Annotated in this window: 28 protein-coding genes; 8 read left to right on the top strand and 20 right to left on the bottom strand. The window is 41.0% G+C overall.

Annotated elements, in window-relative coordinates; translation table 11 throughout:
- Positions 1 to 72: 72 nt before the first annotated feature.
- Positions 73 to 600 (bottom strand): competence protein ComK, encoded by a 528-nt coding sequence (locus IQ283_RS14690; protein WP_194220878.1) that lies wholly within the window; start codon positions 598 to 600, stop codon positions 73 to 75.
- A gap of 421 nt (positions 601 to 1,021) precedes the next feature.
- Entirely contained in the window at positions 1,022 to 1,288 is a 267-nt protein-coding gene (locus IQ283_RS14685) for a hypothetical protein (protein ID WP_194220877.1), read from the bottom strand.
- A 421-nt stretch (positions 1,289 to 1,709) separates the two neighbouring features.
- On the opposite strand from IQ283_RS14685, the gene IQ283_RS14680 reads away from it, so the two are divergent.
- The 7 genes from IQ283_RS14680 to IQ283_RS14650 all read left to right on the top strand — a co-directional run bounded on the left by IQ283_RS14680 (position 1,710) and on the right by IQ283_RS14650 (position 7,429).
- The gene (locus IQ283_RS14680; protein ID WP_194220876.1) at positions 1,710 to 2,078 is read left to right on the top strand and encodes a YwqH-like family protein; all 369 of its coding nucleotides are present in this window, start codon (positions 1,710 to 1,712) and stop codon (positions 2,076 to 2,078) included.
- Positions 2,075 to 2,353, top strand: coding sequence for a DUF5344 family protein (locus IQ283_RS14675; protein WP_194220875.1), 279 nt, complete (start codon positions 2,075 to 2,077; stop codon positions 2,351 to 2,353). The genes IQ283_RS14680 and IQ283_RS14675 overlap by 4 nt, the downstream gene beginning before the upstream one ends.
- A 15-nt stretch (positions 2,354 to 2,368) precedes the next feature.
- Complete coding sequence (locus IQ283_RS14670) at positions 2,369 to 3,817, top strand: ribonuclease YeeF family protein (protein ID WP_194220874.1); 1,449 nt, start codon at positions 2,369 to 2,371, stop codon at positions 3,815 to 3,817.
- A gap of 788 nt (positions 3,818 to 4,605) precedes the next feature.
- Complete coding sequence (locus IQ283_RS14665) at positions 4,606 to 5,415, top strand: hypothetical protein (protein WP_194220873.1); 810 nt, start codon at positions 4,606 to 4,608, stop codon at positions 5,413 to 5,415.
- Positions 5,405 to 5,824 (top strand): hypothetical protein, encoded by a 420-nt coding sequence (locus tag IQ283_RS14660; RefSeq protein ID WP_194220872.1) that lies wholly within the window; start codon positions 5,405 to 5,407, stop codon positions 5,822 to 5,824. Before IQ283_RS14665 ends, IQ283_RS14660 begins: the two co-directional genes overlap by 11 nt.
- A gap of 299 nt (positions 5,825 to 6,123) precedes the next feature.
- On the top strand, positions 6,124 to 6,810 hold the full coding sequence (locus tag IQ283_RS14655) for a GntR family transcriptional regulator (RefSeq protein WP_194220871.1): 687 nt from the start codon (positions 6,124 to 6,126) through the stop codon (positions 6,808 to 6,810).
- 1 nt (position 6,811) lies between these two features.
- A complete protein-coding gene (locus IQ283_RS14650; RefSeq protein ID WP_408962600.1) occupies positions 6,812 to 7,429 on the top strand; it encodes a sterol desaturase family protein in 618 nt (205 codons plus the stop codon).
- Between the two features lie 62 nt (positions 7,430 to 7,491).
- On the opposite strand, the gene IQ283_RS14645 is transcribed toward IQ283_RS14650, so the two are convergent.
- The 14 genes from IQ283_RS14645 to IQ283_RS14580 all read right to left on the bottom strand — a co-directional run bounded on the left by IQ283_RS14645 (position 7,492) and on the right by IQ283_RS14580 (position 19,143).
- Entirely contained in the window at positions 7,492 to 7,785 is a 294-nt protein-coding gene (locus IQ283_RS14645; RefSeq protein ID WP_194220870.1) for a hypothetical protein, read from the bottom strand.
- A gap of 107 nt (positions 7,786 to 7,892) precedes the next feature.
- Positions 7,893 to 8,669, bottom strand: a complete 777-nt coding sequence (locus IQ283_RS14640; RefSeq protein ID WP_194220869.1) for a DUF2628 domain-containing protein — start codon at positions 8,667 to 8,669, stop codon at positions 7,893 to 7,895.
- Between the two features lie 184 nt (positions 8,670 to 8,853).
- The gene (gene kduD / locus IQ283_RS14635) at positions 8,854 to 9,615 is read right to left on the bottom strand and encodes a 2-dehydro-3-deoxy-D-gluconate 5-dehydrogenase KduD (protein WP_194220868.1); all 762 of its coding nucleotides are present in this window, start codon (positions 9,613 to 9,615) and stop codon (positions 8,854 to 8,856) included.
- A gap of 94 nt (positions 9,616 to 9,709) precedes the next feature.
- Entirely contained in the window at positions 9,710 to 9,976 is a 267-nt protein-coding gene (locus tag IQ283_RS14630) for an HPr family phosphocarrier protein (protein WP_194220867.1), read from the bottom strand.
- Positions 9,977 to 10,049: 73 nt separating this feature from the next.
- A complete protein-coding gene (locus IQ283_RS14625; protein ID WP_194220866.1) occupies positions 10,050 to 10,946 on the bottom strand; it encodes an AEC family transporter in 897 nt (298 codons plus the stop codon).
- 6 nt (positions 10,947 to 10,952) lie between these two features.
- The gene (gene dgoD / locus IQ283_RS14620; protein ID WP_194220865.1) at positions 10,953 to 12,101 is read right to left on the bottom strand and encodes a galactonate dehydratase; all 1,149 of its coding nucleotides are present in this window, start codon (positions 12,099 to 12,101) and stop codon (positions 10,953 to 10,955) included.
- On the bottom strand, positions 12,098 to 12,754 hold the full coding sequence (locus IQ283_RS14615) for a bifunctional 4-hydroxy-2-oxoglutarate aldolase/2-dehydro-3-deoxy-phosphogluconate aldolase (protein WP_242057354.1): 657 nt from the start codon (positions 12,752 to 12,754) through the stop codon (positions 12,098 to 12,100). Before IQ283_RS14615 ends, dgoD begins: the two co-directional genes overlap by 4 nt.
- A 17-nt stretch (positions 12,755 to 12,771) precedes the next feature.
- The gene (locus IQ283_RS14610) at positions 12,772 to 13,740 is read right to left on the bottom strand and encodes a sugar kinase (protein ID WP_194220864.1); all 969 of its coding nucleotides are present in this window, start codon (positions 13,738 to 13,740) and stop codon (positions 12,772 to 12,774) included.
- Between the two features lie 99 nt (positions 13,741 to 13,839).
- Positions 13,840 to 15,120, bottom strand: coding sequence for a TRAP transporter large permease (locus IQ283_RS14605; protein ID WP_194220863.1), 1,281 nt, complete (start codon positions 15,118 to 15,120; stop codon positions 13,840 to 13,842).
- Positions 15,117 to 15,656: a TRAP transporter small permease gene (locus tag IQ283_RS14600; protein ID WP_194220862.1), complete on the bottom strand. Its 540-nt coding sequence runs from the start codon at positions 15,654 to 15,656 to the stop codon at positions 15,117 to 15,119. The genes IQ283_RS14605 and IQ283_RS14600 overlap by 4 nt, the downstream gene beginning before the upstream one ends.
- A 96-nt stretch (positions 15,657 to 15,752) precedes the next feature.
- Entirely contained in the window at positions 15,753 to 16,802 is a 1,050-nt protein-coding gene (locus tag IQ283_RS14595; protein WP_322098425.1) for a TRAP transporter substrate-binding protein, read from the bottom strand.
- Positions 16,803 to 17,420: 618 nt separating this feature from the next.
- Positions 17,421 to 17,618, bottom strand: a complete 198-nt coding sequence (locus IQ283_RS14590; RefSeq protein ID WP_194220861.1) for a hypothetical protein — start codon at positions 17,616 to 17,618, stop codon at positions 17,421 to 17,423.
- Between the two features lie 82 nt (positions 17,619 to 17,700).
- Positions 17,701 to 18,213: an RDD family protein gene (locus IQ283_RS14585; protein ID WP_194220860.1), complete on the bottom strand. Its 513-nt coding sequence runs from the start codon at positions 18,211 to 18,213 to the stop codon at positions 17,701 to 17,703.
- An 87-nt stretch (positions 18,214 to 18,300) separates the two neighbouring features.
- Positions 18,301 to 19,143, bottom strand: a complete 843-nt coding sequence (locus IQ283_RS14580) for a hypothetical protein (protein WP_194220859.1) — start codon at positions 19,141 to 19,143, stop codon at positions 18,301 to 18,303.
- A 498-nt stretch (positions 19,144 to 19,641) separates the two neighbouring features.
- Between IQ283_RS14580 and IQ283_RS14575 the strand changes: the two genes are divergently transcribed.
- A complete protein-coding gene (locus IQ283_RS14575; RefSeq protein ID WP_194220858.1) occupies positions 19,642 to 22,677 on the top strand; it encodes an efflux RND transporter permease subunit in 3,036 nt (1,011 codons plus the stop codon).
- A gap of 134 nt (positions 22,678 to 22,811) precedes the next feature.
- Here IQ283_RS14575 and mtnA read toward each other — a convergent pair whose 3' ends face one another.
- Genes mtnA through IQ283_RS14555 form a run of 4 tightly spaced genes read right to left on the bottom strand, consistent with a single transcriptional unit; the run spans position 22,812 to position 26,745 of the window.
- On the bottom strand, positions 22,812 to 23,885 hold the full coding sequence (gene mtnA, locus IQ283_RS14570; RefSeq protein WP_194220857.1) for an S-methyl-5-thioribose-1-phosphate isomerase: 1,074 nt from the start codon (positions 23,883 to 23,885) through the stop codon (positions 22,812 to 22,814).
- A 15-nt stretch (positions 23,886 to 23,900) separates the two neighbouring features.
- Positions 23,901 to 24,512 carry a class II aldolase/adducin family protein gene (locus IQ283_RS14565; RefSeq protein WP_194220856.1) on the bottom strand — a complete coding sequence of 204 codons (612 nt, stop codon included), beginning with the start codon at positions 24,510 to 24,512 and terminating at the stop codon, positions 23,901 to 23,903.
- 25 nt (positions 24,513 to 24,537) lie between these two features.
- On the bottom strand, positions 24,538 to 25,977 hold the full coding sequence (locus IQ283_RS14560) for an amidohydrolase family protein (RefSeq protein ID WP_194220855.1): 1,440 nt from the start codon (positions 25,975 to 25,977) through the stop codon (positions 24,538 to 24,540).
- A gap of 3 nt (positions 25,978 to 25,980) precedes the next feature.
- Entirely contained in the window at positions 25,981 to 26,745 is a 765-nt protein-coding gene (locus IQ283_RS14555; RefSeq protein ID WP_194220854.1) for an MTAP family purine nucleoside phosphorylase, read from the bottom strand.
- Between the last annotated feature and the right edge of the window lie 11 nt (positions 26,746 to 26,756).

Here is a 26,756-nt window from a genome sequence, read left to right as displayed (position 1 = left end):
CAATTAAATCCTATTATTCTATAGTTTAACAGAAATAAGGGGTAAGGCACGTGCCTGACCCCTCCAACGCTCTCAACAATAAACAGGATTATTCGAATAATGACTAATCCAGCGCCCCATTCGCTCCATTTGCTTTTGTAGTCTGCCCTTTGAGACAGGAACCAGTAGCTCAAAACCATCCTGAAACAAAATCATCGTAGTACTCTTCGTGATCGCATACACGTCTCTAACATGCTGGTAAAATACCCAGCAACAATCGATGCTTTCAGGTGACTCTGTTGGAAAAACCGAAATCGCATTCCAATTGGAAACGATGATGGGCGTCTGCTGTTCGTACTTCAAATGATAGATAACCGCCTTTCTTCGCCCTTCATACGTAACCCCTGCTTCGAGACAAGCCTGCCTTATTAAATCTACTGGATTTGTTGTTGATAAATAGATACCGCATCGATCATAAATTCTCGAACTAAACCCAACCTCTTTCGCCACTACAATCGCCCTGGTCGTTTTACTAATTTCATAGTCATTTAAGATTTCTACTTCGTTATTGACCATGCCTACTTTTCCCTTCCGTCCCTTTAAATCGGGTATAAGATTCATTCGCATTCACCATTACGGTTCCCCTCTGCTTTAATACAGGGTATACTAAAATCAATGTTGGTTTGCAAGCCAACAACTGCCCCAGAATGTGTCCACCAAGACAAAACATTCTGGGGCTTTTATGTATCCATTCACTTTCTTCATCACCTCCTCAAAAGCATAAACTACATGCCTTCAAATCGCCCTTTTATATCCTTGTAAATATTTCCACCCTTCACCTTGATTATAGATAATATTCCGAAATATTCAAATACTTTTTTTGGTAGATAAGACCCACGAGTGCCTGTCACCACCCGCTTTATGTAACTTCATGTCGAATCACCTACGCTTAATTAAGAGATGCAGCCAAACGTTCTCCCTACTCCATACAAAAACAGACCTACTCTCACATGAGAATAGGTCTGTCTACTATAAGAATCTATTAAAACATCAACATGCTTACACCAATCGCAAACAGCACAACTCCCGCGATGGAGTAAAACATACCAGAACGGTGTTCCCCTTTGATACGTTTCGAAATACCAGCAAGTAAATTAATTACGCCAAATCCCATAATACCGTATAGTAGTAAATTCTCCTCTTCAGGAGTAATCAGATACATAATCGGAAGTAAAAGTATTAACGCAGATAGGATAAACTGCACAATGCTCAATGAAAACAATAGTTTAGATTCAGATTCTGTGCTCATCATTTTTCCTTCTTTCCTTTTCTAGGTGAACTGATTCATGACTTCTATCCTAAGTATAACAGCGCCAATCTCGTTTTTGTTATGGCAAAAGTATGAACATTCTTTAACAGAGTCTACTCCGTACTTTCCCGATAAACGAACACCCTAACCATTTAACATCTAACTCCTTTTCATAATTAAACCTGTTAGTGAAGGCTACGTAAACTCTATGAAGCTATAAAAAACCACCGATTAACACTATTACCATTTTTACAAAAATATGGTTACTAAAAATCAGGAAACGGGTATAGGTACAAGTACCCCGTACGTCAGTCTCACGAACAGGTAGAACAACCTATTTACCAGAATCCTTCCATTTGGTACCATATACTACTGCTTGAGTATGATTTTTCTTATCAACCATACAAAGGGGATAGCGCAAATGTCCTATTTATCTTATTTACAAACTAAAGTAGCGGAAAAACGAGCTCAGCTCATCCGCCTTCAAGCTAGTTTAACGAAGCTAGATGGGTTACAGAGTGAATTTCTCCAAAATAAACAGCTTGTCGATCAACCTGAGCTCTCCCCCGCTACATGGGCCGGGGAATTAGCGAACTCGTTCCAAAATATACGCGAAGATATGAAGATGGCTTATCAAGATTTATCGATCAATCAGTTAAACTTCGCACTTACGACAATGGAAAATAAAGCAGATTATCTTCGTCGTGAAATACAAGCATTGGAATTAAACATAACCCAGGAAACACATCGTTTAGAAGAAGAAGCGAGGGAAAGGAGAAATGCAAATTGAGTAACGAATTGCTAGTAACGTTCAGTGAAGTTGAACAATCGATCAGTCGCATTGAGAAAAGCTTAAGCGCCTTTAACGCAGAGCTACCAAAGAACACCGGAGAAGGAAATACGCTAGACGTCGTAAACCGATTAAATGAGTTAAATCACATGCTAACAGAGGTCGGAAATGCCTACAAACAGATTCTTACCGAAAACAACCAGACCGTACGAGAATCTGTTCAACAATTAGAGAACGCGGACAAACAGCTCTCCTCCTCTATCCAATTACGTTAGGAGATGAATGCTATAATGAAAACGTTGGATGTCAAATCAATTGAAAATGGACTAATTGAAATAAAAGGAGATCTTAAACAGCAAAAAGATCAAATAAGTAATATCCAATCTGCTATTCAAGACTTTATTTCTACTGAAGCGTCCTTCAAAGGAAAAGGAGGCCAATCAATAAGAGCTTTCTATAACGATGCACACCATTCATTTCTAGAATTTTATAACCAGGTAATAGAAACATATGAATCAACTTTGGACGATTTAAAGAATGAGATGGAATCTTACGAACCATCTTCGAATGGATTAATAAGAGAAAGCTTTCTAGGACAAGATTTAGAGACTGGATTAACATATGCAAAAGATACGGTAATCGATATTACCAATGATGCAAATCAAACGATTCATAGTGTAAATGACATCATCTCAATACCACCTTTAGATGATAATAGATTCCATCAACAACTTAGATCGGCAAAGCAACATAAAGATGAAACAGTAGAAAAGTTATTTCAATTTGACCAAAATCAATGGACCTCTCTAGATAAAGTTGATCAAGATATCCAGTTAATGAATAAATATATTAATCAAATCCACGAACTTTTTGAAAGTGGACAATTATCAGTTGATACATATCAATCGAATAATGATTATAATCAAATTTCCGAAAAACCAATTATATCTACCGATGCTTTTTCTTCTATTACGAAACACCCTAGAGTCATATCAAATGGTGTAGGTATTTCCGATTTCAACAACGAGATGAATTGGGACCCTTCTCCTACTCTAGGTTTAAATTTTGAATCTTGGCGAGAGAATTCTATTAATGCGGCTACGAATCTTGGTGTAGCGACCGCTACCGGTTACACTACCGCAAAGAGTATTAATAAAAATTTTAAAGGCTTTGGGGTTAAAAGGGAATTCTACCTAACTGCCCAAGGTGCTACTAAAACAAGAATTCATGTGACGAATCCTGAATTAATGGGATTCAATAAGAAAACTTATTCTGGTACTAACGCTACCAATTATCCAAAACTTTATAAGTTAGTTGATCCTATGACAAACATTAAAGCATCCTTTAAATGGGCAGGAAATAGAATTGGTGTTGTGGGAGTAGCAGCCACTGTAACTGGTGATATTATTCATGGCATTCAACAAGAAAAAACAGCCAGCGAAATCGCCGGCAATGTAGCAGGGGATGTTGTAATTGCTGGGTCATCAATAGTAGCTTCAGCATATGCTGGTGCTCTTGCGGGAGGCGTTATTGGAGGTCCAGTTGGACTTGCAGTCGGAGCATTAGCTGGTGCGTTAGCAGGAATCTTCATTACTACTGCTTTGAGTGATCTTAAATTCATGGATGTTGATAATGATGGAGAATTGGACTCCATCGGTGATGCTATTAAGAAAGGTACAACTGCATTATTAGATGATATTGGAGAAGGTATTAATTCTATTGTGCCTTGGTTTGATTAATCAAATTTTAATCTATAACAAATGAGGTGACGACATTTGAAAAAAAGTAAAGACATCGACGAGTTCACATTTTCCTATATTAGTAAACTACAACTACCCAAAAATAATCGGCATTATATTTTTGGGTTCTTGTTTATTTACTTAGATATTATGGGGATTATCCCCTTGATAAGTGCTCCTTTTTCTATCCAATTATTTTGGGCTGGCATTATTCCTATCATAGCAATTAACCTTTGGGGACTTGTCTGCTTTATTGCTCCCTATAAATTTGAACATGCTTTCTACTTATTTTTTGGCGTTCTTGGATTAGTAACAACCTATATTTACTTTCTAGTTATTCAAAAGTTCCTATTCTTTAATATTGGTGTAAAACAAAACTACTACTTTTATATTGGGCTTGTAGCTATTATTTCGTTGCTATTATTCTTTCACATTTATTATAGGAAGATGTTAAAGAAACGGACTTTCCAAAAAAATCAAAAACAAGGAATTAAAATTAATGTTGCACCTATCGTAGTTATGTCCAGCTTCGGGTATATCATTGCACAGTTGTTAATGTCTTCGTTTGTCACTGATTCTCTTCAACTGATAGTACTTATATTAATATTAGCAATATTTACAGTGTTAACATCGTTCTTATCAACATGGATCCAGAAATATATTTTCATCAAGCAGAATTATGATACTGTTAAAAAATTACGTCCGGACTTTAATCTTTCGAAAAGTGAAAGGGAAAATTATATTAAGAACATGAGGTAAGGACTTTATATACTAAAAGGAGATAAGCTATGAAAACATGGACCCTATCCAAAAAAGAAATCTATTTAATAGTAAAATTTCTTGGAGGAAAAGTCTTAATTGGCATCTCTTCACCTTTTGATAATCCCAATGAAATGAAGCATGCTTGGGAAGAGACATTTAAAAAGCTTTATGCCAAAAATCTTGTGAATTATACAGATGAAGAATTGAAATTTGAAGAATCATTTATCCAAGCCATGTGGGTCTTGGCAAAAACAAATCTCATTGTAGAAATCACAACTGACCTAAAAGGACAGAGCTTATTCTATTTCGGTGATGATCATATTATTGAGTGTAAAAAACTCGATAACTGCAAATTTCAAGTATACGTTCATTCATCTCCAGACGTTACATGGAGACAAGTTATAGTGCCTCGTATGTTAATGGGCTTAGAACATTTACCAGATAGACTTAACCAAGAACTCCTCTTGGATCCAATTGATTATAATCAGTATATAATAAAGCGAAGGATACATAATGTTGATGAAGTTATACAAAATAACCAATTGAATAAAAACAGCATGCTACTTTCTCAATTCAAACGCGCTATTCAACGCTATCATTACTCTAATCGCTTGATCATATATTATAAACAAGATGATGTATGGAATATTGAGGGTGTACACGTCCTCTCTTCTCCTTCATATAACTGGACCCTAAAAATGATTAATCAAGATGGATGTGAGTGGCTTGAGGCAAAACAATCTTCAGGAACAAATCTACTACAGGAGATTCTTAGTGTAATGGAAAGAGTTAAAGTACCACCAAAAGTTAACAAGGAGAAAACCCATGGTATCTAATAAACCAAAAGGAAAAAAAGATCGTTTTTGTGTAGCTATTTTTACTAATCCTACTTGCAATGACGATCGATTCCATGATGAAATGTTTGATAAAATTGATCTAGTTGGTAATGTGGATGTTGTAACTGACGCTAATCTCATACCCAAATTTATTGAGATTTTGGAAAGGAAATTTCCAAACAAAAAAATCGTTACTGAAAGTTTCGCTGTATTAAAAATAGATCAGGAGCGAATCGATCAAGAAATATTGAAGATGGAAAAGAAATATAAGTGGAAGAGGTTTATTAACGCAATACCGGCGGATGAATATCTAGTAGTAAATCAACTAACTATGTTTGACTTTGAATATACTCTTTTGTATTCCACAAACATAGATGAGGTTCTTCAGTTTCTAGAGGAACGTAAATAAAGTAAAAAAACAATCGTATTAAAATTCCCTAATGATAAATAAGTGGTTGTTTAATTTTTTGTTTATATTAAATTATTTTTTCCGTAGGAGATCTCTATTCTTTATATCCCAGAACATAAACACTCTGCAAAAGCCTCATCTGCAGAGTGTTTTTATTGCTAACTTTTAATTCCTTCCCGCTCCCACCTCTTCAAAAGAAAGAATCTTCAAACAAATACCACCCATCTTCCACTCTTTATACTATAATGGTATTACCAACAAAAACTCTGGTCTTACCAGAATCGAGGTGATCACACTCAATGAAAGAACGATCGTCCGAAAAAATCACTAAACAGCTCATACACTCTATTTTAGAACAAGAATGGGCGGCAAATGATCCGCTCCCTCCTGAACGAGAACTTGCCTCTCACTATCAAGTAGGTCGCCCTACCATTCGTGAAGCCTTACAGAGACTAGAGCGTGATGGATGGATAACGATTCGTAAAGGTGCGCCAGCGATTGTAAATGATTACTGGAAGCATGGCAATTTAATGACGATCGTGAACATCCTCCAGCACCACGAAGATATACCTGATGAGTTTATCGTTTACATGCTCGAGCTACGTATTACGTTAACACCAGCTTATGTTCGGGATGCTCTTCTTCATCACAGACTCCAAATCATTTCGCTTTTCATCCCACTTGAAGAGCTAACAGACGATCCGAAATCATACGCTAATTTTGATTGGAATCTACAGAAAAACATTGCTGAGCTCTCACATAATCCCATCTTTCTTCTGATTCTTAATAGTTTTCAAGACATCTATGGCAAAATGGCTGAGAAATACTTTCTAGAATCTTCTCATCGTCAAGCATCAAAGCACTATTATGAGCAGTTTCTCGAAGCTACGTTAAAAGGAGATCTTGATCACGCAGAGTTTCTGACGAAAGAGATGATGTCTACGAGCCTGGAACTCTGGAAAACGAAAATGAACGGGGGCATATAACTTGAAAGCAAAAGGATTGTATCGTGATTTTTTCTTCCACTTTGATATCTTGATCATGTTTATCCTGTTTCTCATCGTTCTTGGCTTCTTACTGACAATGACCCTCTCTCCTCTTGTCCCTGTGTTTATCATCATTGGGATTGTCACCTACATGTTTAGTGAATACCTCACACACCGCTTTTTGTTTCACATTAAAACACCTAACAATCCATTACTTCTTAAGCTTATTAAACGGTTGCACTACGACCATCACAAAATACCGAATGATCTCAAATTATTATTCCTACCGATTTGGTATAGCTTTCCGAATTTGCTGCTCCTTTGTTTGATCTTCTATGTCCTGTCTGGATCTCTACTTTTCACACTTTCCTTTAGCACAGGATTGCTCGCTATGTTCTTCGTCTACGAATGGAAACATTACATTGCGCATCGACCATTTAAGCCTAAAACAAGGTTTGGGCAGTGGATCAAGAAAACGCACATTTTACATCATTATAAAAACGAAAATTATTGGTACGGTGTTTCTACTCCGTTTGTCGATGTGCTGTTTGGCACATTAAAAAATGAAAAGGATGTACAAATGAGTCAGACGGCGAAAGATTTAGAGCAGCGTCCGTAGCAAAATCTCAAAAAGGGACTGACATTCTCATGTCAGCCCCTTTTTCTATGGATTATTCATTCTTATTGTTGACGCAATGTTTGACCACACGTCGTTAAGTCATGAGTGATCTGCTGGAGAATTTGCTCACCCTCAAAACTTCCTGCTGTAGTTTGTTGAAGCTTCCTCTGGCACTCTCTGGCGACTTGCTCTGCTCGAATTAATTCTTCTTCAAATCGTTGCGCTAACGCCAGTTCTCCTCGTTGCCTCGCATCTATCAACTGCTGACGAATGGTTTCAATATCTCCGCATGCCTGATGGGCTTCTCGTAACACTTGCTGGTTTATTTCATCCATAATACCCACTCCTTTAATCATCCGGTTTTTTTCTTATTATTGATTAAAAGAGGAGAAGTATGTAAATGAAAAAGACAAATGTACGCGAAGGGGGTCAGGTACGCACCTGACCCCCTCTCTCCTTTCCTCTATTCCATTTTAGCCGTAATCTCTTCTTTAATCTCCATTGCTTCTTCATCCTCAGGCTCTAACCCAATGTATGTATTCATCTCACTTAACGCTTTTTCGAACTCCCCTTGCTCTTCATAAATAAGCGCCTTGTTAAAGTGAATGGATGGTACAGGTATGTTGTCATTTTCGATATCATTGTAAATGCCCATCGCTTCATCTAATTTACCTGAATCCTGTAATTCGGCAGCTTCTGTAAATTTAGGTTCCATGTAGGAATAGTAAACTTCCTCTTCTAGAGCCGCACTTCCCAAACCGTAGATCATCATGACGACTACAAATAGAAGCGCATATAACCAACTTACGCCTCCACGCTTTTTAATCACGGCAAGAAGCTCGTCACGATCAGGATAAATGTCCTTCAGCTTCTTTACTTTATTTAACGCAAAATCAAAATAGAGCTTATTTCCAAACAGAGCCAAAACAATATAAGCAGGCGCAATCGTTGAACCGGGTAGTGCTTTCTTAAAAAACACAATCGATAAAACGTCCACTACGACAATAATACCGAGGAACAAGTATGCAAATACGTTCATTTTACGGTATGTAAACCAAAACAAGCTTAAGAAAAATACTGCCCAGTTCCACGAAATAGGTGACTTCTTAGTCGATAACTTTTCCCACTTCTTTTTATAAAACTTATCTCTTTTACCCGTAAATGCCAGCATCTCTTCACGTGTTTCTTCATCAAGCTCTGTCCATTTAATGTCATTCTTATTTCGATTGAACCAACTCATCGTACTCCCCCAATTCCTATTTTCATCCTTTTTAAGGATACGCTAGTCGAGAGTGCCTGTCACCACCCGGTTTATGTCACTATTTGTCGTTTAAATGAAAAGCGGCTGACAAATAATTTGTCAGCCGCTTTCTTATTCATGTGAGATAAGATCGTATGCCTCTCCCTCTCAATTCACTATTCGATTATCGTCCAAGCCATCCACCATCAACTGCTACAAGATGTCCGTGAACATAGTTAGAGGCAGCTGAGGATAAATACACAGCAGTTCCCTTGAAATCATCAGGGTTCCCCCAACGATCCGCTGGAATACGGTCAAGTATTTGAGCGTTCCGCTTCTCGTCTTCAAGTATGGCTGTATTCATATCTGTTGCAATATATCCTGGGACGATGGCATTCACATTTACATGATGCTTAGCCCATTCATTCGATAGTGCTTTTGTTAATTGCGCTACTCCACCCTTTGCAGCGGCATAAGCTGGAACATTAATGCCACCTTGGAAAGAAAGCAACGAAGCAACATTAATAATTTTCCCCTGTCCTCTCGGAACCATGTGACGGCCAGCTTCTTGGCATAATAACCATACCGTTTTTAAGTTAATATCCATAACATCGTCCCAATCAGTTTCAGAGAAATCAACTGAAGGTGATCTTCGCTGTATCCCTGCATTATTCACGAGAATATCAATCGTTCCGAAGCGAGAGACTACCGCTGGTATAGCTGCCTTCACTTCGTCTGTTTTTTCTAAATCACACGGAATGATTGCGCAAGTTCTTCCCAGTTTCTCAATCTCTTCTTTTACATCCGTTTGTTCTGTATTCCGCTGAAGGAGAGCAATATCCGCTCCTGCCTCCGCTAATGCAATCGCCATTGATTTACCGATTCCTCTTGTAGCACCTGAAATAGCTGCCACCTTGCCACTTAAGTCAAATAAATTCATTCCCATGATCCGATCGCTCCTTTTTGTATTTAATGTAATAGCGGGGTAATGCATAAACGGGATGGGGGACAGGTACGCACCTGTCCCCCATCCGTCCTCATCATCCCTTACTCAAAAACAATTCCACTTCACTAAGCGCTTCCGTAGCATCTTTCCCCACACATTCCACGACGATTTCATCGCCGTCATGTAAACGAAGATTAATTAATCCTAGAAAGCTCTTTAAGTTCGCTTCAATTATGCTGCCATTCACATTCTTCTTAAGAATAATTTCTGCGTCGTATTGCTGAATAATTTGGCTCAATTCGATGATCGTTTGAGATTCTGTCATATAAACAGGAATTTTCTTTTCTACTTTATTCTCCATTATTTCTTCACCCTTTCATTTATGATGTCAGCAAAACATGCTGCATCTTCTTTTCAAATAACAGATCGCTTCGCTAGATGTACATCATCAATAGAAGCGGAATCGTGATCACACTAAGCAACGTTGTCATTAAGGTAATACTTGATACTAGCTCTGGTTTTGAATCAAACTGCACAGCATAAATAGTTGTCGTTGCAGCAGATGGCATAGCAGCAGAGACAATGAGCACGCTCGCCATTAAATCACTCATTGGTAAAAGGAGTGTTAACACAAACGCGATGGCTGGTGATGCAATCAATCGCACGACGGAAGCATAGGAAGCTTTCGACCAATCCATATTCTTGATAGAAATACCCGCAAGCTGCATACCAAGAACGACCATAACCATTGGAATGGAGGCATTTGCAAGTAGATCTACGCTCGACATAAGATTCCCAGGCATTTTTATAGAACCAAGGTTCATAATTAGTGCCACAATCACCGCATAGGTCGGTGGCATCTTCAAAACAGAAACAATCGCCATCCTGAGCCCTGATTTTCCTCTCGCAGCATAATACACGCCAAAGAAATTCATAATGATCGCTTGCAGAACGAGAAAGGATACGGAATAGACAAACCCTGCTTCACCGAAAGCAAAAAGAATAATCGGTGCGCCGTAATTACCCGAGTTCATAAATGCCGTTGATAAAATTAAGCCGCTCTCCATTGATGCATCATAGCCTTTTACTTTGGCCACCACTTTATTAATGACTAAAATACTCACAAGAAGAAGGGCAGAAAATACGAGCATCATGACGTATTCACCGTTTAAGTCTGCGTTATAGAACGTCTTAAACACAAGACACGGAAGCATGATGTAGAGCGCTACTGTCGAAACAGATTTAAGATCTAATTTAGCTAATTTTTGAAGTAAATAACCTGCACCAAACACAAGTAGGACTGGCAATACAACCTGAATAAATACCGTCATCTCTGCTTACCACTCGGCAACGCTACCATCTGAATGCCTCCAGACAGGATTGCGCCAGCGATGACCAACTCGAGCCATCTCAACGACTTTCTCTTCATTAATTTCAATGCCAAGACCAGGTCCAGTCAGCATCGAAACCTTGCCATTCTCGTAAGAAAAAACAGACGAATCAGTAATATAATCGAGCAGATCGCTTCCCTGGTTGTAATGAATACCAAGGCTTTGCTCCTGAATAAACGCATTGTGACACGTGGCATCAACTTGCAGGCAAGCTGCTAATGCAATCGGTCCAAGCGGACAGTGTGGTGCGAGTCCTACATCATAAGCCTCCGCCATCGTTGCGATCTTCTTACACTCCGTAATTCCGCCAGCATGAGATAAATCAGGCTGAATAATATCGACATACCCGTCAGCAAGTACCTTCTTGAAATCCCAGCGTGAATACATCCGCTCTCCCGTCGCAATCGGAATGGACGTGTGGGAAGCAATTTCCTTCAGAGCTTCATTATTTTCTGGTAAAACGGGTTCCTCGATAAACATCGGGCGGTACGCTTCAAGCTCCTTCGCGAGAATCTTCGCCATCGGCTTATGTACACGACCGTGGAAATCAATGCCGATTCCTACATCTTTTCCAACAGCTTTACGTACCGCATCCACTCTCTCAAGCGTTTCATCAACCTTTTTATAAGAATCAATGTACTGCAATTCTTCGGTACCGTTCATCTTAATCGCGCGAAACCCTTTCTCTGCAGCTTCTTGCGCTGCACGGCCTACGTCTGAAGGACGGTCTCCTCCTATCCAAGAATACACGTCGATCGAATCGCGACACTTGCCGCCCATTAGCTCCGAAATCGGCGCATTGTAGAATTTCCCCTTAATGTCCCAGAGCGCTTGATCTATCCCAGCGATCGCACTCATATGAATCGGTCCACCTCGGTAAAAACCAGAACGATACATCACATTCCAATGATCTTCGATAGGAAGCGGGTCTTTTCCAATCAGATAATCCTTCAGCTCATGAACGGCAGCTTCAACCGTTGCCGCGCGTCCCTCAATCACAGGTTCTCCCCATCCAACAATGCCTTCGTCTGTCGTGATCTTTAGAAACAGCCATCTTGGCGGCACGACATATGTTTCGATACTCATGATTTTCATGATTCACTCTCCGTTCTAGCTTCTTTAACAGCTTCCGCAAATTGTTCAGCAAGAGTTGTAATGCTTCCAAAATCCTGATTGTCGATGAACGATTGATTCACTAGTGATCCACCAACGCCTGTCGCTATTGCTCCATTCGCTATATAAGTTCCGATATTTTCAACATTGACCCCGCCCGTCGGAATCATCGGGATGTGTCCAAGTGGCCCTTGTAGATCCTTAATATAAGATGGACCAAAAGCGGAAGCCGGAAATACTTTGACAATATCAGCTCCTGCTTGATAAGCTTCCACCATTTCACTCGGCGTTAGAACACCAGGAATGGAGATGACTCCGTATCGTTTTGCCATTTCAATTAGACTAGCGTTATATGTTGGAGAGAAAATAAAATCAGCTCCCGCTTGAATAGCGGTACGGGCTGTTTCTGCATCAAGCACGGTCCCGGATCCTACGAGCGCTGTTGAACCTAGACGTTTTTTAACCTCTTCAATTAATTGGTAAGACTGTTCACTATCCACTGTGATCTCAAGTGTTGTTACTCCACCCTTAACGAGGGCTTCAGCCAGAGGTACAACATCTTCCGGACGCTGCCTTCTAATTACCGCAACGACCCCTGAAGATTGAATTTGCATCAGCTTCTTCGCTTTTTGCAATTTACACGCCACCTTTTCTACCGTTCAACGTCTGCATGACGTTTTCCCGAAGTCATAAATTGTTCAAGTTGCTTCATAGTTGGAAGCCCTTCCACATCACCGTTCATTTGAACGACGAATGAGCCAACCGCATTGCCGCGTTCCACAGCTTCTGGAATTGTGCACCCTTCTACTAAACTACTAATCACACCTGCAGCGAAGCCATCACCAGCTCCAACAGGATCTACAACACGCTTAACCGGATAACCTGACACTTCACCCGATTCGTGTTTGGAAGAATAATAAGCGCCCTCTGCTCCAAGTTTCATAATGACCGTTTGATCATCTCGCGTTAATAGAGCATTTGCGGCCTTTTTGTAGTCATGCTCACCAGTTAGAAAAAGTGCCTCATCAACCCCTGGCAGGATATAGTCTGAGAGAGACGCAATCTCGAGGAGAACGCGACGAGCTTCCTCTTGATCTTTCCAAAGCTTGTAGCGGATATTCGGATCAAACACAACCGTTAACCCATTTGATCTCGCGAGACAGATTGCATGTAGAACAGCTTCTTTACACGACTCACTGAGAGCTGGAGTAATGCCTGTCACATGTAAAAATCGTGCGGATGACAGGTAGTCTTCATTCAGATCAGATTTCTTGAGCAGACTTGCCGCCGAATCTTTCCGATAGTAATACACATTCACATTCTCTGCAGACACCTTTTCTTTAAAAAAGACGGAGGTATTCGCTTCATCTGTAAACAGAACCTCACTTGTGTCCACTCCTTCACCACGAATGATTTTATGAACATAGCGACCAAAAGGGTCTTCTCCAAGCTTACTAATCCATCCCGTTTGCACACCTAAACGTGACAAACCGATTGCGACATTGGATTCTGCCCCAGCGATTTGCTTCGTCACGTGATGAGCATACTCAAGAGATACCTGATCTGTCGTACTAAATAACACCATTGTTTCACCTAACGTCACAACATCCAGTGACTTCAAGGGAATCACCACTCTTTTCCGATTTTCGACTTTACTATGTAACAAAAACCCCTTGCACGAAAGCAAGGGATTTATGAAATAAATGAGAACTATGCCTCGCTACTCTCCAAAACTAATCAGCCATAGAGACAATTCCGGTATAAACGTAATCATTAAGAGCGAGAATACCATCGCGAAGAAATATGGAATAATGGCCTTTGATAACTGTTCAATGGATAGCCCGGAAATACCTGAACCAACGAAAAGGTTCACTCCTAGAGGAGGCGTGATAAATCCAATTGCTAAGTTAACAACCATGATGATACCGAAGTGAATCGGATCGAACCCAATATTAACGGCAATTGGGAGTAGAATCGGCGTTAAAATAATGATTGCTGCTAACGTATCCATGAAACAACCTACTAATAGAAGGAGAACAGTAATTAATAGAATAATAACGATCTCGCTATCAGAGATTGATAGTAAGAAGTTTGCCACTTGCGTTGGAATTTGCTCAATCGTTAGCAAACGTCCGAAAGCTGTTGCAGATCCTACGATAATAAGAACTGTTGCCGTTGTTAAGGAAGCGTCTGCTAATAACTTCGGCAAGTCTTTAAATGCTAACTCGCGGTATAAGAACAACCCTGCGATAATGCCGTACACAACTGCAATAACAGCAGCTTCTGTCGGAGTAAAGATACCACCGTAGATCCCACCAAGAATAATGACTGGAATCACAAGAGCCCATTTCGCTTCCCAGAACGTTTTCCAAATGTTAGCAAGTGTTGTCTTTTGATCAGAGCCACGATAATTATGTTTCTTCGAATACACATAGGCCCATATCATTAGCGAAAGTCCCACTAGTAGTCCTGGAATAATTCCAGCAATAAACATGTCACCAATAGAAGCGCCACCTACGACACCATAGATAACCATCGGAATACTTGGAGGAATAATAACCCCAATCGAACCAGCAGCTGCAACTGTTGCAGTCGCAAATTTCTTATCATATCCCTGCTTCACCATCGCTGGAATCATAATTCCACCGATCGCCGCAACCGTTGCGGGACCTGAACCAGAAATGGCAGCGAAGAACATACACGTTACGATCGTCGCCATGGCAAAACCACCCGTTTTGTTTCCTACAAGCGCATTCGCGAAGTTAAAGAGTCGCTCCGAGATTCCGCCTTTCCCCATAATTTCACCTGCTAAGATGAAGAATGGCACAGCCATTAATGGGAATGAATCAACGGAAGTAACGAGTTCCTTCATTAAGAAAGGAATCGGGATGGCTCCTGTATACAAAATTGTAACGAGTGTTGAAAGGCCAAGCGCAATTCCGATCGGTACACTTAGGAACAGGAGAAGGGCAAATGAACCAAATAGTATCAATGTTGTCATGACTCATCGTCTCCTTCCTGTTTCATCATGCGATCACGCTCGTCTTCAACTTGAACTTCCTGCTTACCTGTTAGCATTTTGAACTGAACATAGAGATTTTGTAATAACCGAATGGCAGATAACCCAAAACCAATCGGCGTTGCCATATACACGGCCCCCATCGGAATATGTAAGGCTGGCGACTTCTGGCCAAAGCTTAACAATTGGTTTGCGATATCGTAGCCATAGAAAACAACGTAAAGACAAAAAACGAAGAATAAAATATTCGCAATCATTGCGACGATTAACTTTCCTTTTTCCTTCAGTAAAAGAAGCATGACTTCCACTTTAATATGTCGCTGCTTCTTCACACCGTAGCTAATTCCTATGTACACTAACCAAATAAAGCTGTATCGCCCGAGCTCTTCTGACCATGATAGGGAGTTCCCAGTGACCCGCATCACAACTTGCAGGAAAATAACACTCACCATCAACGTTGAAAAGACTACGAGCAGGAATTCTTCCAGTCTACGATCTATAGCTCGAATGATATTCATACTTTCACCTCAACAGATTCTCAATTTAACGAATGAATTAGATAGAAAGAGTATACGTCGTCGTTACTCGACAACGTATACTCTGACAATATTGACTTACTTTTGTGCTTCTTCGATTGCTTTGTAAACTTTATCAACTGTTTCTTCACCAATTTGCCCTTTATATTCATCAATAACTGGTGCTACAGCTTTCACCATTTCTTCACGTGCTTCAGGTGTAATTTCAGTGTATTCCATGCCTTCATCTTGAAGAGATTGAAGATATTTATCATTTGCTTCACGGTTCAATTTACGCTCATACTTACCAGCTTCAACCGCAGCTTCTTTCATGATTTTCTGCTGATCTTCTGTCAATCCATCGTAAAATGACTTGCTCATCAAGAATACGAACGGGCTGTAAATGTGGTGCGTGTTTGAAACATGGTTTTGTACTTCATAGAACTTTTGAAGATAGATTGTAGCGTAAGGATTTTCCTGGCCATCAACTGTACCTTGTTGCAATGCAGTGAAAAGCTCAGTAAATGCCATCGGTGTCGGGTTTGCTCCAAGTGCTTTAAAAGCGTCAAGGTGAAGATCATTTTCCATCGTACGGATCTTAAGACCGTCGAAATCTTCCATTGTAGCAACTGCACGCTTACTGTTTGTTAGGTCACGGAAACCATTCTCCCAGTAAGATAATCCAACAAGATTCTGGCTTTCTAGCTTTTGAAGTAGTTCCTGACCAACTTCCCCATCAAGTACTGTATCTGCTACTTCTTCATTCGGGAAAAGGAACGGAATATCGAATACGCTAAATTCTGGAACAAAGTTTGCAAGTGGTGCTGTTGATGGAACAGTTACTTCCTGAGTACCAAGCTGAAGTGCTTCTGTCATCGAACGGTCATCGCCTAGCTGACCACTGTGGTAAGTTTCAACTGTAATCGCGCCGTCTGTTTTTTCTTCAACGATTTCCTTAAACTTCAACAACCCTTTGTACTGTGGATGCTGATCGTTTAGTCCAATACCTGCTTTAATTACTTTCGACTCTCCACCATTTGAAGCGCTTTCATCTCCGCCATTACTACTTGCTTTTTCCCCACTATTTCCACAAGCTGCAAGCATTGCAATTAATAGAATAGTAGATAGTACCATTGCTAATTTTTTCAAAATACTCAATCCCCTTTATGTAGTGTGATTTTAAAGTTCCCCGGCGACCTACTTTAATGTCGACCGAATTAGAACAGCGAGAGCATTCGTCTTCCATCCCTCATTTTCATAAGACCCCTGCGACAAGTGACAAATTCCAATTAATCCAGCAAATCTCAGTAACCGCTTTCATACACTTAGTAAAAAAAACAGCGATTTTAACGCTTTGCTGAACCAGACGCCCTTTCAATCCCCCCTGTAAGGACTCTTTACTGAAATATTTATTCTGTAAATCTGATTATACATGAATATATTTTTAATACAACAGTTTTAAGAAAAAATATTTATTCAAAAGGGATTTCATTAGAAATATTATTCTCACCACGTTCAAATGACCTTCAAATCAGAAAGAATTATTGTATAACAAGGGAAAACAGCCGCATTTGATTGTAGCAAAGTCACCTTAACCTTCATAAAATCATGAAAAACATGTTTTAATACTCGTGACAGTCCCTTTTTTTCTGAATTATGATGAAATTTATTTTCAAAAATAAAAAGAAGGGGTCAGGTCCCTCCCTGAACCCTCCCTCTCCATATATGCTCCGATATCTATGTTTCTTTAAATGAATACTACACACCCTACATCCATCCAGATCTCCCGTTCGTATTCCGATATTTATTTTCATTTTGGCGTTGCTTTTCAGTTGATCTGGAACGTTCTATAGAACTACTATCCTCCGATTCTCTTCTTAACTTTTGTAATTGTTTGTACTTAGAACGAGCTACATATGTGAACAGAATCATGATAGCTAGCACCCAAGTTATCGTTTGAAACATTTCATATCCACTCCTTTTAACTCTAAATCGGTATTAGCTTATATTGTTGATACCTCGCTGGCACATTCGTATGTGCCAAACTTCAGTTCACAACGACTGTTCCTGCTGCCCAATCATATATACTTTTCTTTCTTTTATTTGTGAATGGAATGATGAGATAAAGAAGAATTGTAAGATTAACAGCACATAACATGATGTAGATTGTTATTTCAGGAAACTCAGTAGGAAGCATTAATCGCCAGATACCGAAGTGAGCAACTTCCCAGGGGATAAATTTAACAGCCGTTCGAATAAAAGACCGTCCAATTCTAATACGGTCCCCTTCATTGTCAACAACACGGATGTTCATTCTTCTTTTGCCCCATGTCCCTTGCCATTTAGAAGATTCACTTAATATAAAGTATAAAGAAACAGGCAGGGTCATCATAAAAAAACCCGTCAGTTCGGCTGTAATTGGGGAAACGGAAAAGAAAGAATTCATGTACGATCGAAAAACAATAGATATAGTACCAACCACAAAAATGCCGTATGCAATAATGATGAGATAATCTAATAAGAAAGCATAAATTCGAATTTTAAATGAGGCACAACGCATATGAGGCTTCCTACTAAATTCAGTCATACCGTGAACCAGCTGAAAGAAGAGTACACACGACCCTCACATTATTTTCATTAAAGTTCATCACTCAAACACCACTTCATCAAACAACATTCCTTCTTTCCAATCTTCAATCGTTTTTGGAAGCTTCTGATGATCGTTTGGATCGTTCGTATGATAGAGAATGACACTGTTTCCGGAATCGGTTACGGCTGCGTACACATACTTCTGATTTACCATAATTATTCCTCCATTCGAAGGAGCAATGCCCCTTATAAAACCAGAAACCACCCTTGTCTCTAGTCCGTCTTGATCTTGTTGATCTGAGTATGAACTAATGTTCTGTAAATAGAGATCGTAGTGCTTCCCAACAACTGTTCTAAATAAAGCATCTTCTGGTTCTTCTAACACTCCCTGCTCTACTAAATCGGTTTCAATTGCAACTTCACCTTTTTCATATTCTCCATCAAAAAAGGTTCCTGCTCCACCCCAGTGCTGACAGGCATCATTTTGTTCGATTTCAATCTGGTTTTCGGATAATTGAAAGCTTAGCTCACAACCTGATTCCAAATCAGTCCATACTGCTTGCTCACCATCTCGATCAGTTTCTCCCTCGATCATTCCCACATTGGCTCCAGCATTGACTCCAAGTGTAAAGTAAAAGGAACTTTGAGTGACATTTGTGATTTCTAATTGTCCCGTATAGTTGAGTAGGTTACGTGCCCATTCACCGATCCATTCTATCTCAGCATGATCACTTTTCTGTACCAAAGCCTGCTCGTCAACTAAGTTTTTGTGTTCTCCACTCTCTTCCACGCCTTCTATCTGTTCGGTCACTGCTTCCTTAGACTGATCGCTTTGAAGGAAGAAAAAGCCTCCACATCCGATGACAATCAAACTCACTAAAACCCCCATTATCCATTTCACTTCATTTCCCCCTTCTGTTTGAAATGCTTTACTATTTGTTATCGGTACTTTAAATGGAAATCAACTTTTCAATTTCCCTGACACGTTTTACTTCAAGACTGAACCTCCTTCACCTGCCGTATAAAGATATTCGAATCCAAACATTTCAATTCAACTTTCCACTGAACTGTAACTATTTTCGTAGTCTATTCGACTGGTATGAAATGGTATATACTCTTAATGATTATTTACTTAATTTTCAAACATGACCTATTTGAAGATGACACACGGAATGACCCACCACGATATTTACACCCTTCACGATCTCATAAGAATAGGTTAGTGTTCTCAGTCTTGCAATGTCATTTGGAGCATGACGTTCGTGATCTACGTCTAGAGACCTATAGAGAATTTGGACTGTAGACCGCTGTTGACCTGAAGGAATTGCAGTAGCTTTAAAGAGAGGTGAAACAGAGCTTCACAGCACGACAACAATTCAAAAGAAACCGGGGGAATTGTATGCAATCATTAACAAATTGGGCTTTTCGTAACAAGGCAGCAATGACATTATTTATTATCATCACAATGTTAGTCGGTATTGTTAGTTATTTTCTTTTACCTATGGAATTTTTACCGGAAGCGGATAATCCGCAGGTAACCGTCGTCACGCTTGGTCATGGTTATGATGCAGGATCCATGACCTCTTCCGTAACAGAACCTGTCGAACAAGCAGTGTCTTCGGTCACTGGAAAAACATCCGTACTTTCTACTACAGGGGAAGGCTTTTCACAGATTTCGATTAATTTTGATTCAAAGACCGATATGAAGGAAGCGAAGAACAACGTGGAAGATGCGATTAGTTCGATCGCTCTCCCTGAAGGCATCGGGAAGCCGCAAGTATCACAGCTGAATACATCAATGATTCCTGTCGGACAGGTTTCCATTACGTTCGATGATGGTTTGACAAAAGATAACATCGAGCAAATGAATGAGAAATTCAAACCTCTTTTTGAGAACCAGAAAGCTCTGTCACAAGCGAGTATTGTAGGCGGAGGTGGCAATCGTGTCCAGATTAATTTGGACCGTGAGAAGCTTGAAAAGCTACAAATCCCTGTGAATGCGATTATGGGTGTTCTACAAGGGCAAAACGTGTCTGTGACGGCTGGGAATAGCACAATTGACGGTCAGAAGAGCACGATTAACGTGACGGATAACCTAACGTCAATCGATGCCCTTGAAAACCTACCAATTCCCATTCAAGTTCCAGATGCGCCTCCTGTTTACCTTAAGGACATAGCAATGGTTGAACAGGTTAAGTCAGCAGATATTATTGCACGCGTTAACGGGAAAGAAGCCGCAGCTGTCGTTCTTTTTAAAGAAGGTGATGCTAGCGCGGTAACAGCTGGGAACGAAGTCGAAGACATCGTGCAGAAAATTAATGATGAATATGCGGGTGTTGAAGCAACCACTCTATTCACTACTGGTGACATGGTAAAGAATTCTGTTACGAGCATGATTCAAGAAGTCGGACTTGGGGCTCTTTTCGCAACGCTAGTCATTTTGTTATTCCTTAAGAAATTAAAGCCAACAATAATTACAGCCATCTCGATTCCACTGTCACTCGCGATTACGCTTCTTCTTCTCTGGGTGTCCGGAGTGACACTTAATATCTTGACCCTTGGAGGAGTGGCCGTCGCTGTTGGTCGTCTCGTCGATGATAGTATCGTTGTTGTTGAGAACATCTTCAGACGTAGTCAGAATGAAAAGTTGTCCAAACAAACTGTACTTGAAGCAACGAAGGAAGTATCACGGGCCATTACGTCATCCACACTCATTACGGTTGCCGTATTCCTTCCGATGGGCCTTGTGAATGGGTCGCTTAAAGCGTTCCTATTGCCATTCGGCTTGACGGTTACGTATTCCCTGCTTGCTTCTCTTCTAGTTGCCTTAACGGTTGTACCAATCTTAAGCCGAGCTATGTTGAAGAATACAACTTTGCCTGCTCATCATCCCCCGAAAAGTTATTTAAAAGTGTTACGCTGGTCGCTTAATCATAAGTTCGTTCCGATTTTATTAGCCGTACTTGTATTCGGAGGCTCTATTGCTCTTTACATGACAATGCCTAAAGCAGCCACAGGTGCAAACGACGCTTCGATTGTTTCCATTAATATGGAGTTTCCGAGCGCAACACCAGAAGACAAAAAGAAAGAACGTATGGTTGATTTTGAGAAGACGCTATCTAGGTTTGATGGATATGATTATATGATTACACAATATGGCTCAAGTGAAGCAGATGCTCAGTATGGGCAAGTAAGCGATCCAGATACGGTTATGTATACAATGATCATGACTGAAGACGCGGATGCTGAAGCATTTATTGATGAAGTAAATAAAGCGAAAGAGAACGAAAAAGGCGTCGTGATTGAAGCCTATCCTTCCTCTCTCTTTGGTGGTTCAGCGAATTCAACCATCACGTATGACGTAGTTGGAAATAATACGAACGAAATCATTACAACGTCCAACAAGCTCATCGATGAGATGAAAGAGGTTGACGGTGTACAGAAGGTATCTAGTAACCTTGATAAAACGTCTCCTATCTATACTGTCAAAGTGAACACTAAAAAAGCGAACGCACAGCAAGCTGCCATGCAAATCCGCAGCCTGTTGAATCCGCAGCCAATCGGTGCAATGAGTCTCGATGATCAGCAAACGCCGGTTTTCCTTAATGCCGGAATAGATCCTGATTCCCTGGCTGATCTGAACGACTTAACACTTGCGACAAACACAGGTGTCGTCCCGCTTTCAGAAGTAGCATCGATTACACAAGAAGAAAAGCCAAGTACCGTCCTTCATAAAGATGGTGATTTGTATGCGCGCATTACTGCTGAAGTAACACCGGAAGAACTCTCGGTCATTGCCCAGAACATTGATAAGAAAGTGAACAACGTTGATTTACCAGGTGGTATTTCACTCGATTCAGGCGGTGCCTCAGAACAACAGGCAAATGATTTTAAAGATCTTGGCATCACTATGTTAGCTTCGATTCTCATCGTTTACCTAATTATGGTACTAACATTTAAGACGTTACGTGCGCCACTTGCGATACTTATGACGCTTCCGCTCGCCTCAATAGGAGCTGTCCTCGGTCTACTAATCGCAGGCGTACCAGCTGATGCAACGGCATTAATTGGTGCCCTCATGTTAATCGGAATCGTCGTAACGAATGCGATTGTCCTCATTGATCGCGTCAAGCAAAACGAAGAAACGATGATCATCAGAGATGCCATTATCGAGGCGTGCGGTACTCGTCTTCGCCCTGTTGTGATGACAGCGATCGCGACAATTTGTGCGATGCTTCCTCTTCTATTTGGACATTCAGAAGATGGTAGTCTTGTCTCGCAATCTCTCGCAGTCGTTGTGATCGGCGGTCTATCTGGGGCCACCGTTCTAACCCTTGTGATCGTTCCAGTTTTCTATGAGTTGCTTCATTTCAAGAAATCGAAGCGACAGAGGAAACAAGAGGAAATCGTGACAGATCAAAGCTTGGCGAATTAAATAGACTCCAAAAAGGTTCAGCTCCTACCTCATTTCGGTAGGAGCTGAACCTTTTTGGAGCCACTGATGGTGAAGAATACGGAAACGCGCTTGCCTAATTCACCAGTTAGATAGTGATTGAGTTTCTCTGTTAGTTAGACTCCAGATTCAACGGTTGATTGCAAGCTTCGTAAAGATGATGGATAAGGAGCCTGCATAACACCTTTTTCTGTAATGATTCCTGAAATCAATTCGTTCGGTGTGATATCGAAGGATGGATAAAGCGCGTTCGTGCCTTCTGGTGCGATCGCTCTTTTTTGAAACGAGGTAACCTCTGACGCATCTCGGAACTCAACTTCGATGTCACGACCAGCAGCAACAGCAAGATCAATCGTATGGCTAGAAGTCGCCGTATAAAATGGAACGCCATTCGCTTTCGCAGCCAGCGCATGCATATAAGTTCCGATTTTATTCGCTAAGTCCCCATTCGACGCAACTCTGTCAGAGCCCACGACAACTTTTTGTACCATTCCCTGACTCATACAGTATCCGGACATGTTATCTGTCAGAAGTGTATGTGGGATGCCAAATTTCTTTAGTTCATATGCTGTAATCCTCGCTCCTTGCAAGTACGGTCTTGTTTCACACGTATACACGTGGATGTTTTTCCCTTGTTCGTGAGCTTTTCGAATAACAGATAGCGCTCGTCCTCCATAGCCAGACCCTGCTAGGGCACCAGAATGGCAGTGCGTTAAGATGGCATCACCTTCATCGATCATCTCTGCACCATGACTTCCGAGTTGATGCTCGAACGCTAACTGACGTTCAAGGATTTCAATCGTCTTCTGCTCGATTCTTTCAATGAGGTCAGATCCTTTACCTTGCACGATCCCAATAATTTCATCGACCGTTTTCATCAAATTCACAGCTGTTGGACGCGTTTGCTTCAGAAGCGCCCCCGCTTGAATGATCGCTTCCGGATTCCCATGTGACCTAAGCGCAGCTAGATATAGTCCCCATGCCCCACATGTTCCGATCGCTCCTGAACCACGGATCGTCATATCTTTAATAGCCGTCGCAAGCTCATCTACCTCTGTGATCGCTTCGATGCGAGATTCGAACGGCAGCTTCTTCTGATCGATGAAATGGAGTTTATCTTCTTCAAACCAGATTGGTAGTAATAGTTCCTGCTCTTGAAAGGATCGAACTAATTCATGGATACGTTTCATATCGCTCACCCTTTATTAGGAATTTGTGACGACTTGTGGCATAGTGGCTTTCAGCTGTTGGACGATGAAGGATTGTTTAGCGGTATCTTCTACAAGCGTTGCAATGTTATAGGCTTTTTCAAGTGAATCTCCAACGGCGCAGACACCATGCTCGGCCATCAAACATGCTTTGATAACTGGGTACGTCTCAAATACACGGGTCACATTTTGAGCTAAATCAAGCGAACCGGATGGTGCGGAGGCCGCAACAGGTACATGCTCGAGAATCTTCCGTGCTGTTACCGTTGGAAGCGGCAATTCTTTACCGAGGCACGCATAGCCAATAGCATAATTCGGATGACAGTGAACAACGGCATTTACATCAGGGCGAGTTCGATAGATACCTAGGTGGAAGCGAAATTCTTTTGAAGGCGTTCCAGAACCTTCAATCACTTCTCCATCCATCGATACGATTAGGGCATCTTCTGCCGTCACTTCCCCAAGACTGACGCCGGATCGTTTGATCAAAATCGCATCACGGTTCGGTAAGCGAACGCTAACATTACCGCCCGTCGCTTGAGTCAAACCTCGTTCATAAACTTTGTGAGAAATGTAAGCCAGTTCCTTTTTCAACAACATCTCATTCATATGTGATCCCCTCTCAACGAAATTCTTATTTGGAAATGATCTGTTCGAAATATGGTCTTAATTTATCTGCTCGACCTAACGGTTCTCTACATTTCTCTAGCATACTCGCTTGGCGCTTTCTCACTTCTGCCAAAACTTGTTCTTCGTTGATAGTCACGAGCTGACCTTCTCTTACAGTCCATTTTCCGTTCACCATTACGGAATGAACCGACTGCCCGTTCTCTTGATGTACGAGCTGTGAGACCGGATCGTTAAGTGGTGACATGAGACTCGTATTTGCATCCAATAACACTAAGTCTGCTTTATGGTCCGTCGCTATTTCCCCTAATTCCCCTTCTTTTCCTAACACGTTTGCACCTGAATGCGTCGTCATTCGAAGCACATCTTCTGCTTTCATCCAGTTTTGATAATCGGGTTCATTCACTCGATGGATCAGCGTGGTCAACCGCATCGCTTCGAATAAGTTCTGATTCGTCCCACAGTTCGATCCATCGGTTCCTATTGCTACGCATGCGTCTTTTTTTATAAAGGAAGGGATGGAGGCGACCCCACTTCCGAGTAATAGATTACTAGCTGGATTATGGACGATCGAGACATTCTGTTCTATTAATCGATCGATTTCCTCGCAGTTCAACCAGATCGCATGTGCAACAGATAACTTCTCATTCAATAACCCCACTTGATCAAGGTAGGCGATGAGCCCGCCTTCGAATTGCTTCTCACCTTGAAGACGTTGAGCATTCGTTTCTAACAGATGGGTATGGACACGTAGATTCTCTGTTACACTAAGTTCTTTGCATACTTTAAGCATCCCTGGCGAACAACGCTGAGGGGCATTCGGCCCGAGTTGAATCTCGATTCTTCCCTCTCTATTGTGCCAGTTCGATAAGAGTGTTTGATAGAAGCTTCTCATTTCATCTGGCGATTTCGCTTTGCTCTCAGTACGAAGTGATTCAGGCAAATTCAATCCAAAAAAGACTTCATCTGGTACATCATGCATCATCGGTGCAAACGCGACCCTCATGCCGGATTTCTCATATGCTGAAAGCGCAGCAGCTGACCTTCCTATATGAGGAAAGTGATCTAAGCAGCTCGTCACGCCGGCCTTCATCATTTCGATGCAGCCAAGTAATACGGCATAATACACATCTTCGTCTTCGAGGGCATGCCCGTAAGCAACCGTATATAGCGTCCATAATTCTAGCGGAAGATCGTTTACGGTCCCTTTAAATAAATTGGTATAAGAATGATAATGACTATTGATCATACCCGGCATTAATATATAGTTTTCAGCATCGATCACTTCATCTGCTTCTATCCTAAGTTCTTCTAGTACATTCGTCTCGCATTCCATTATGACCCGCGTAATCGTTTCACCTTCAATGAAAACAGAGCCTTTTTGATTCCCGAACGACGCATCATTGGAAACAATGAACGGGTTTTCGATGAGTATTTTCTCTAGCATCAATTAAGAATTTGCTAACACAGCACGCTCATAAGCTTCTGGACATGAACATTTCTGTCTTTCGCCTGCTTGTTTAATCGCTTCAAGCATCAATTCTTTCACTTTTTCTTTCTTACTCTCACTTACCGCTTTATGAGCCTTCAGCGAAGGTTTCGTTTCCGTGACGCCTGGTGCCATATTCGTCGCAAGAGTCACTACCGCATAACAGATTCCGAGCTCTCGAGCGAGCGAAGCTTCTGTTGCATTCGTCATCCCAACAACGTCCATCCCCCATTTCCCGAATAGCTGAACTTCTGCTTTCGTCTCATAACGAGGACCGTCTACACAGATTAGTTTTGTTCCAACGCGAAGAGGTTCATCAATCAATTCAGCAGAATTCCGATAAGTTTCCTGAAGTTCTGGACAGAACGGCTCAGTAATATCGACTGAGAATTTACCATACGTTTTCTCTCTAGTCGTGAAATCGACGAATTGATCCAGTAGTGATAGACTCCCTACCTGGATATCAGGATTGATCGCACCGACTGCTGAGAATGCTAGAATTCGCTGGATGCCTAATTCTTTCAATGCCATCATGTTCGCCCGGTAATTAACAAACGGAGCGAGTGTGTCATGATACTTCCCGTGTCGGGGTAGGAACGTTACTTCCTTTCCTTCGTAGTACGCTTGAAAAACCGTCACTTCTCCATATTCCGTATAAACTGTTTTTTCTTGCATATCGTCCAGCAAATTATAAAATCCAGTCCCACCGATGATCCCGATCTTCATAAATGATTAGC

Origin of the sequence: Pseudalkalibacillus hwajinpoensis, assembly GCF_015234585.1 — a bacterium.
In the GTDB taxonomy this organism is placed as follows: domain Bacteria; phylum Bacillota; class Bacilli; order Bacillales; family Guptibacillaceae; genus Guptibacillus; species Guptibacillus hwajinpoensis_B.
Note: the sequence above shows the minus strand (reverse complement) of the source record. Positions and strands in the feature narration are given on the sequence as shown.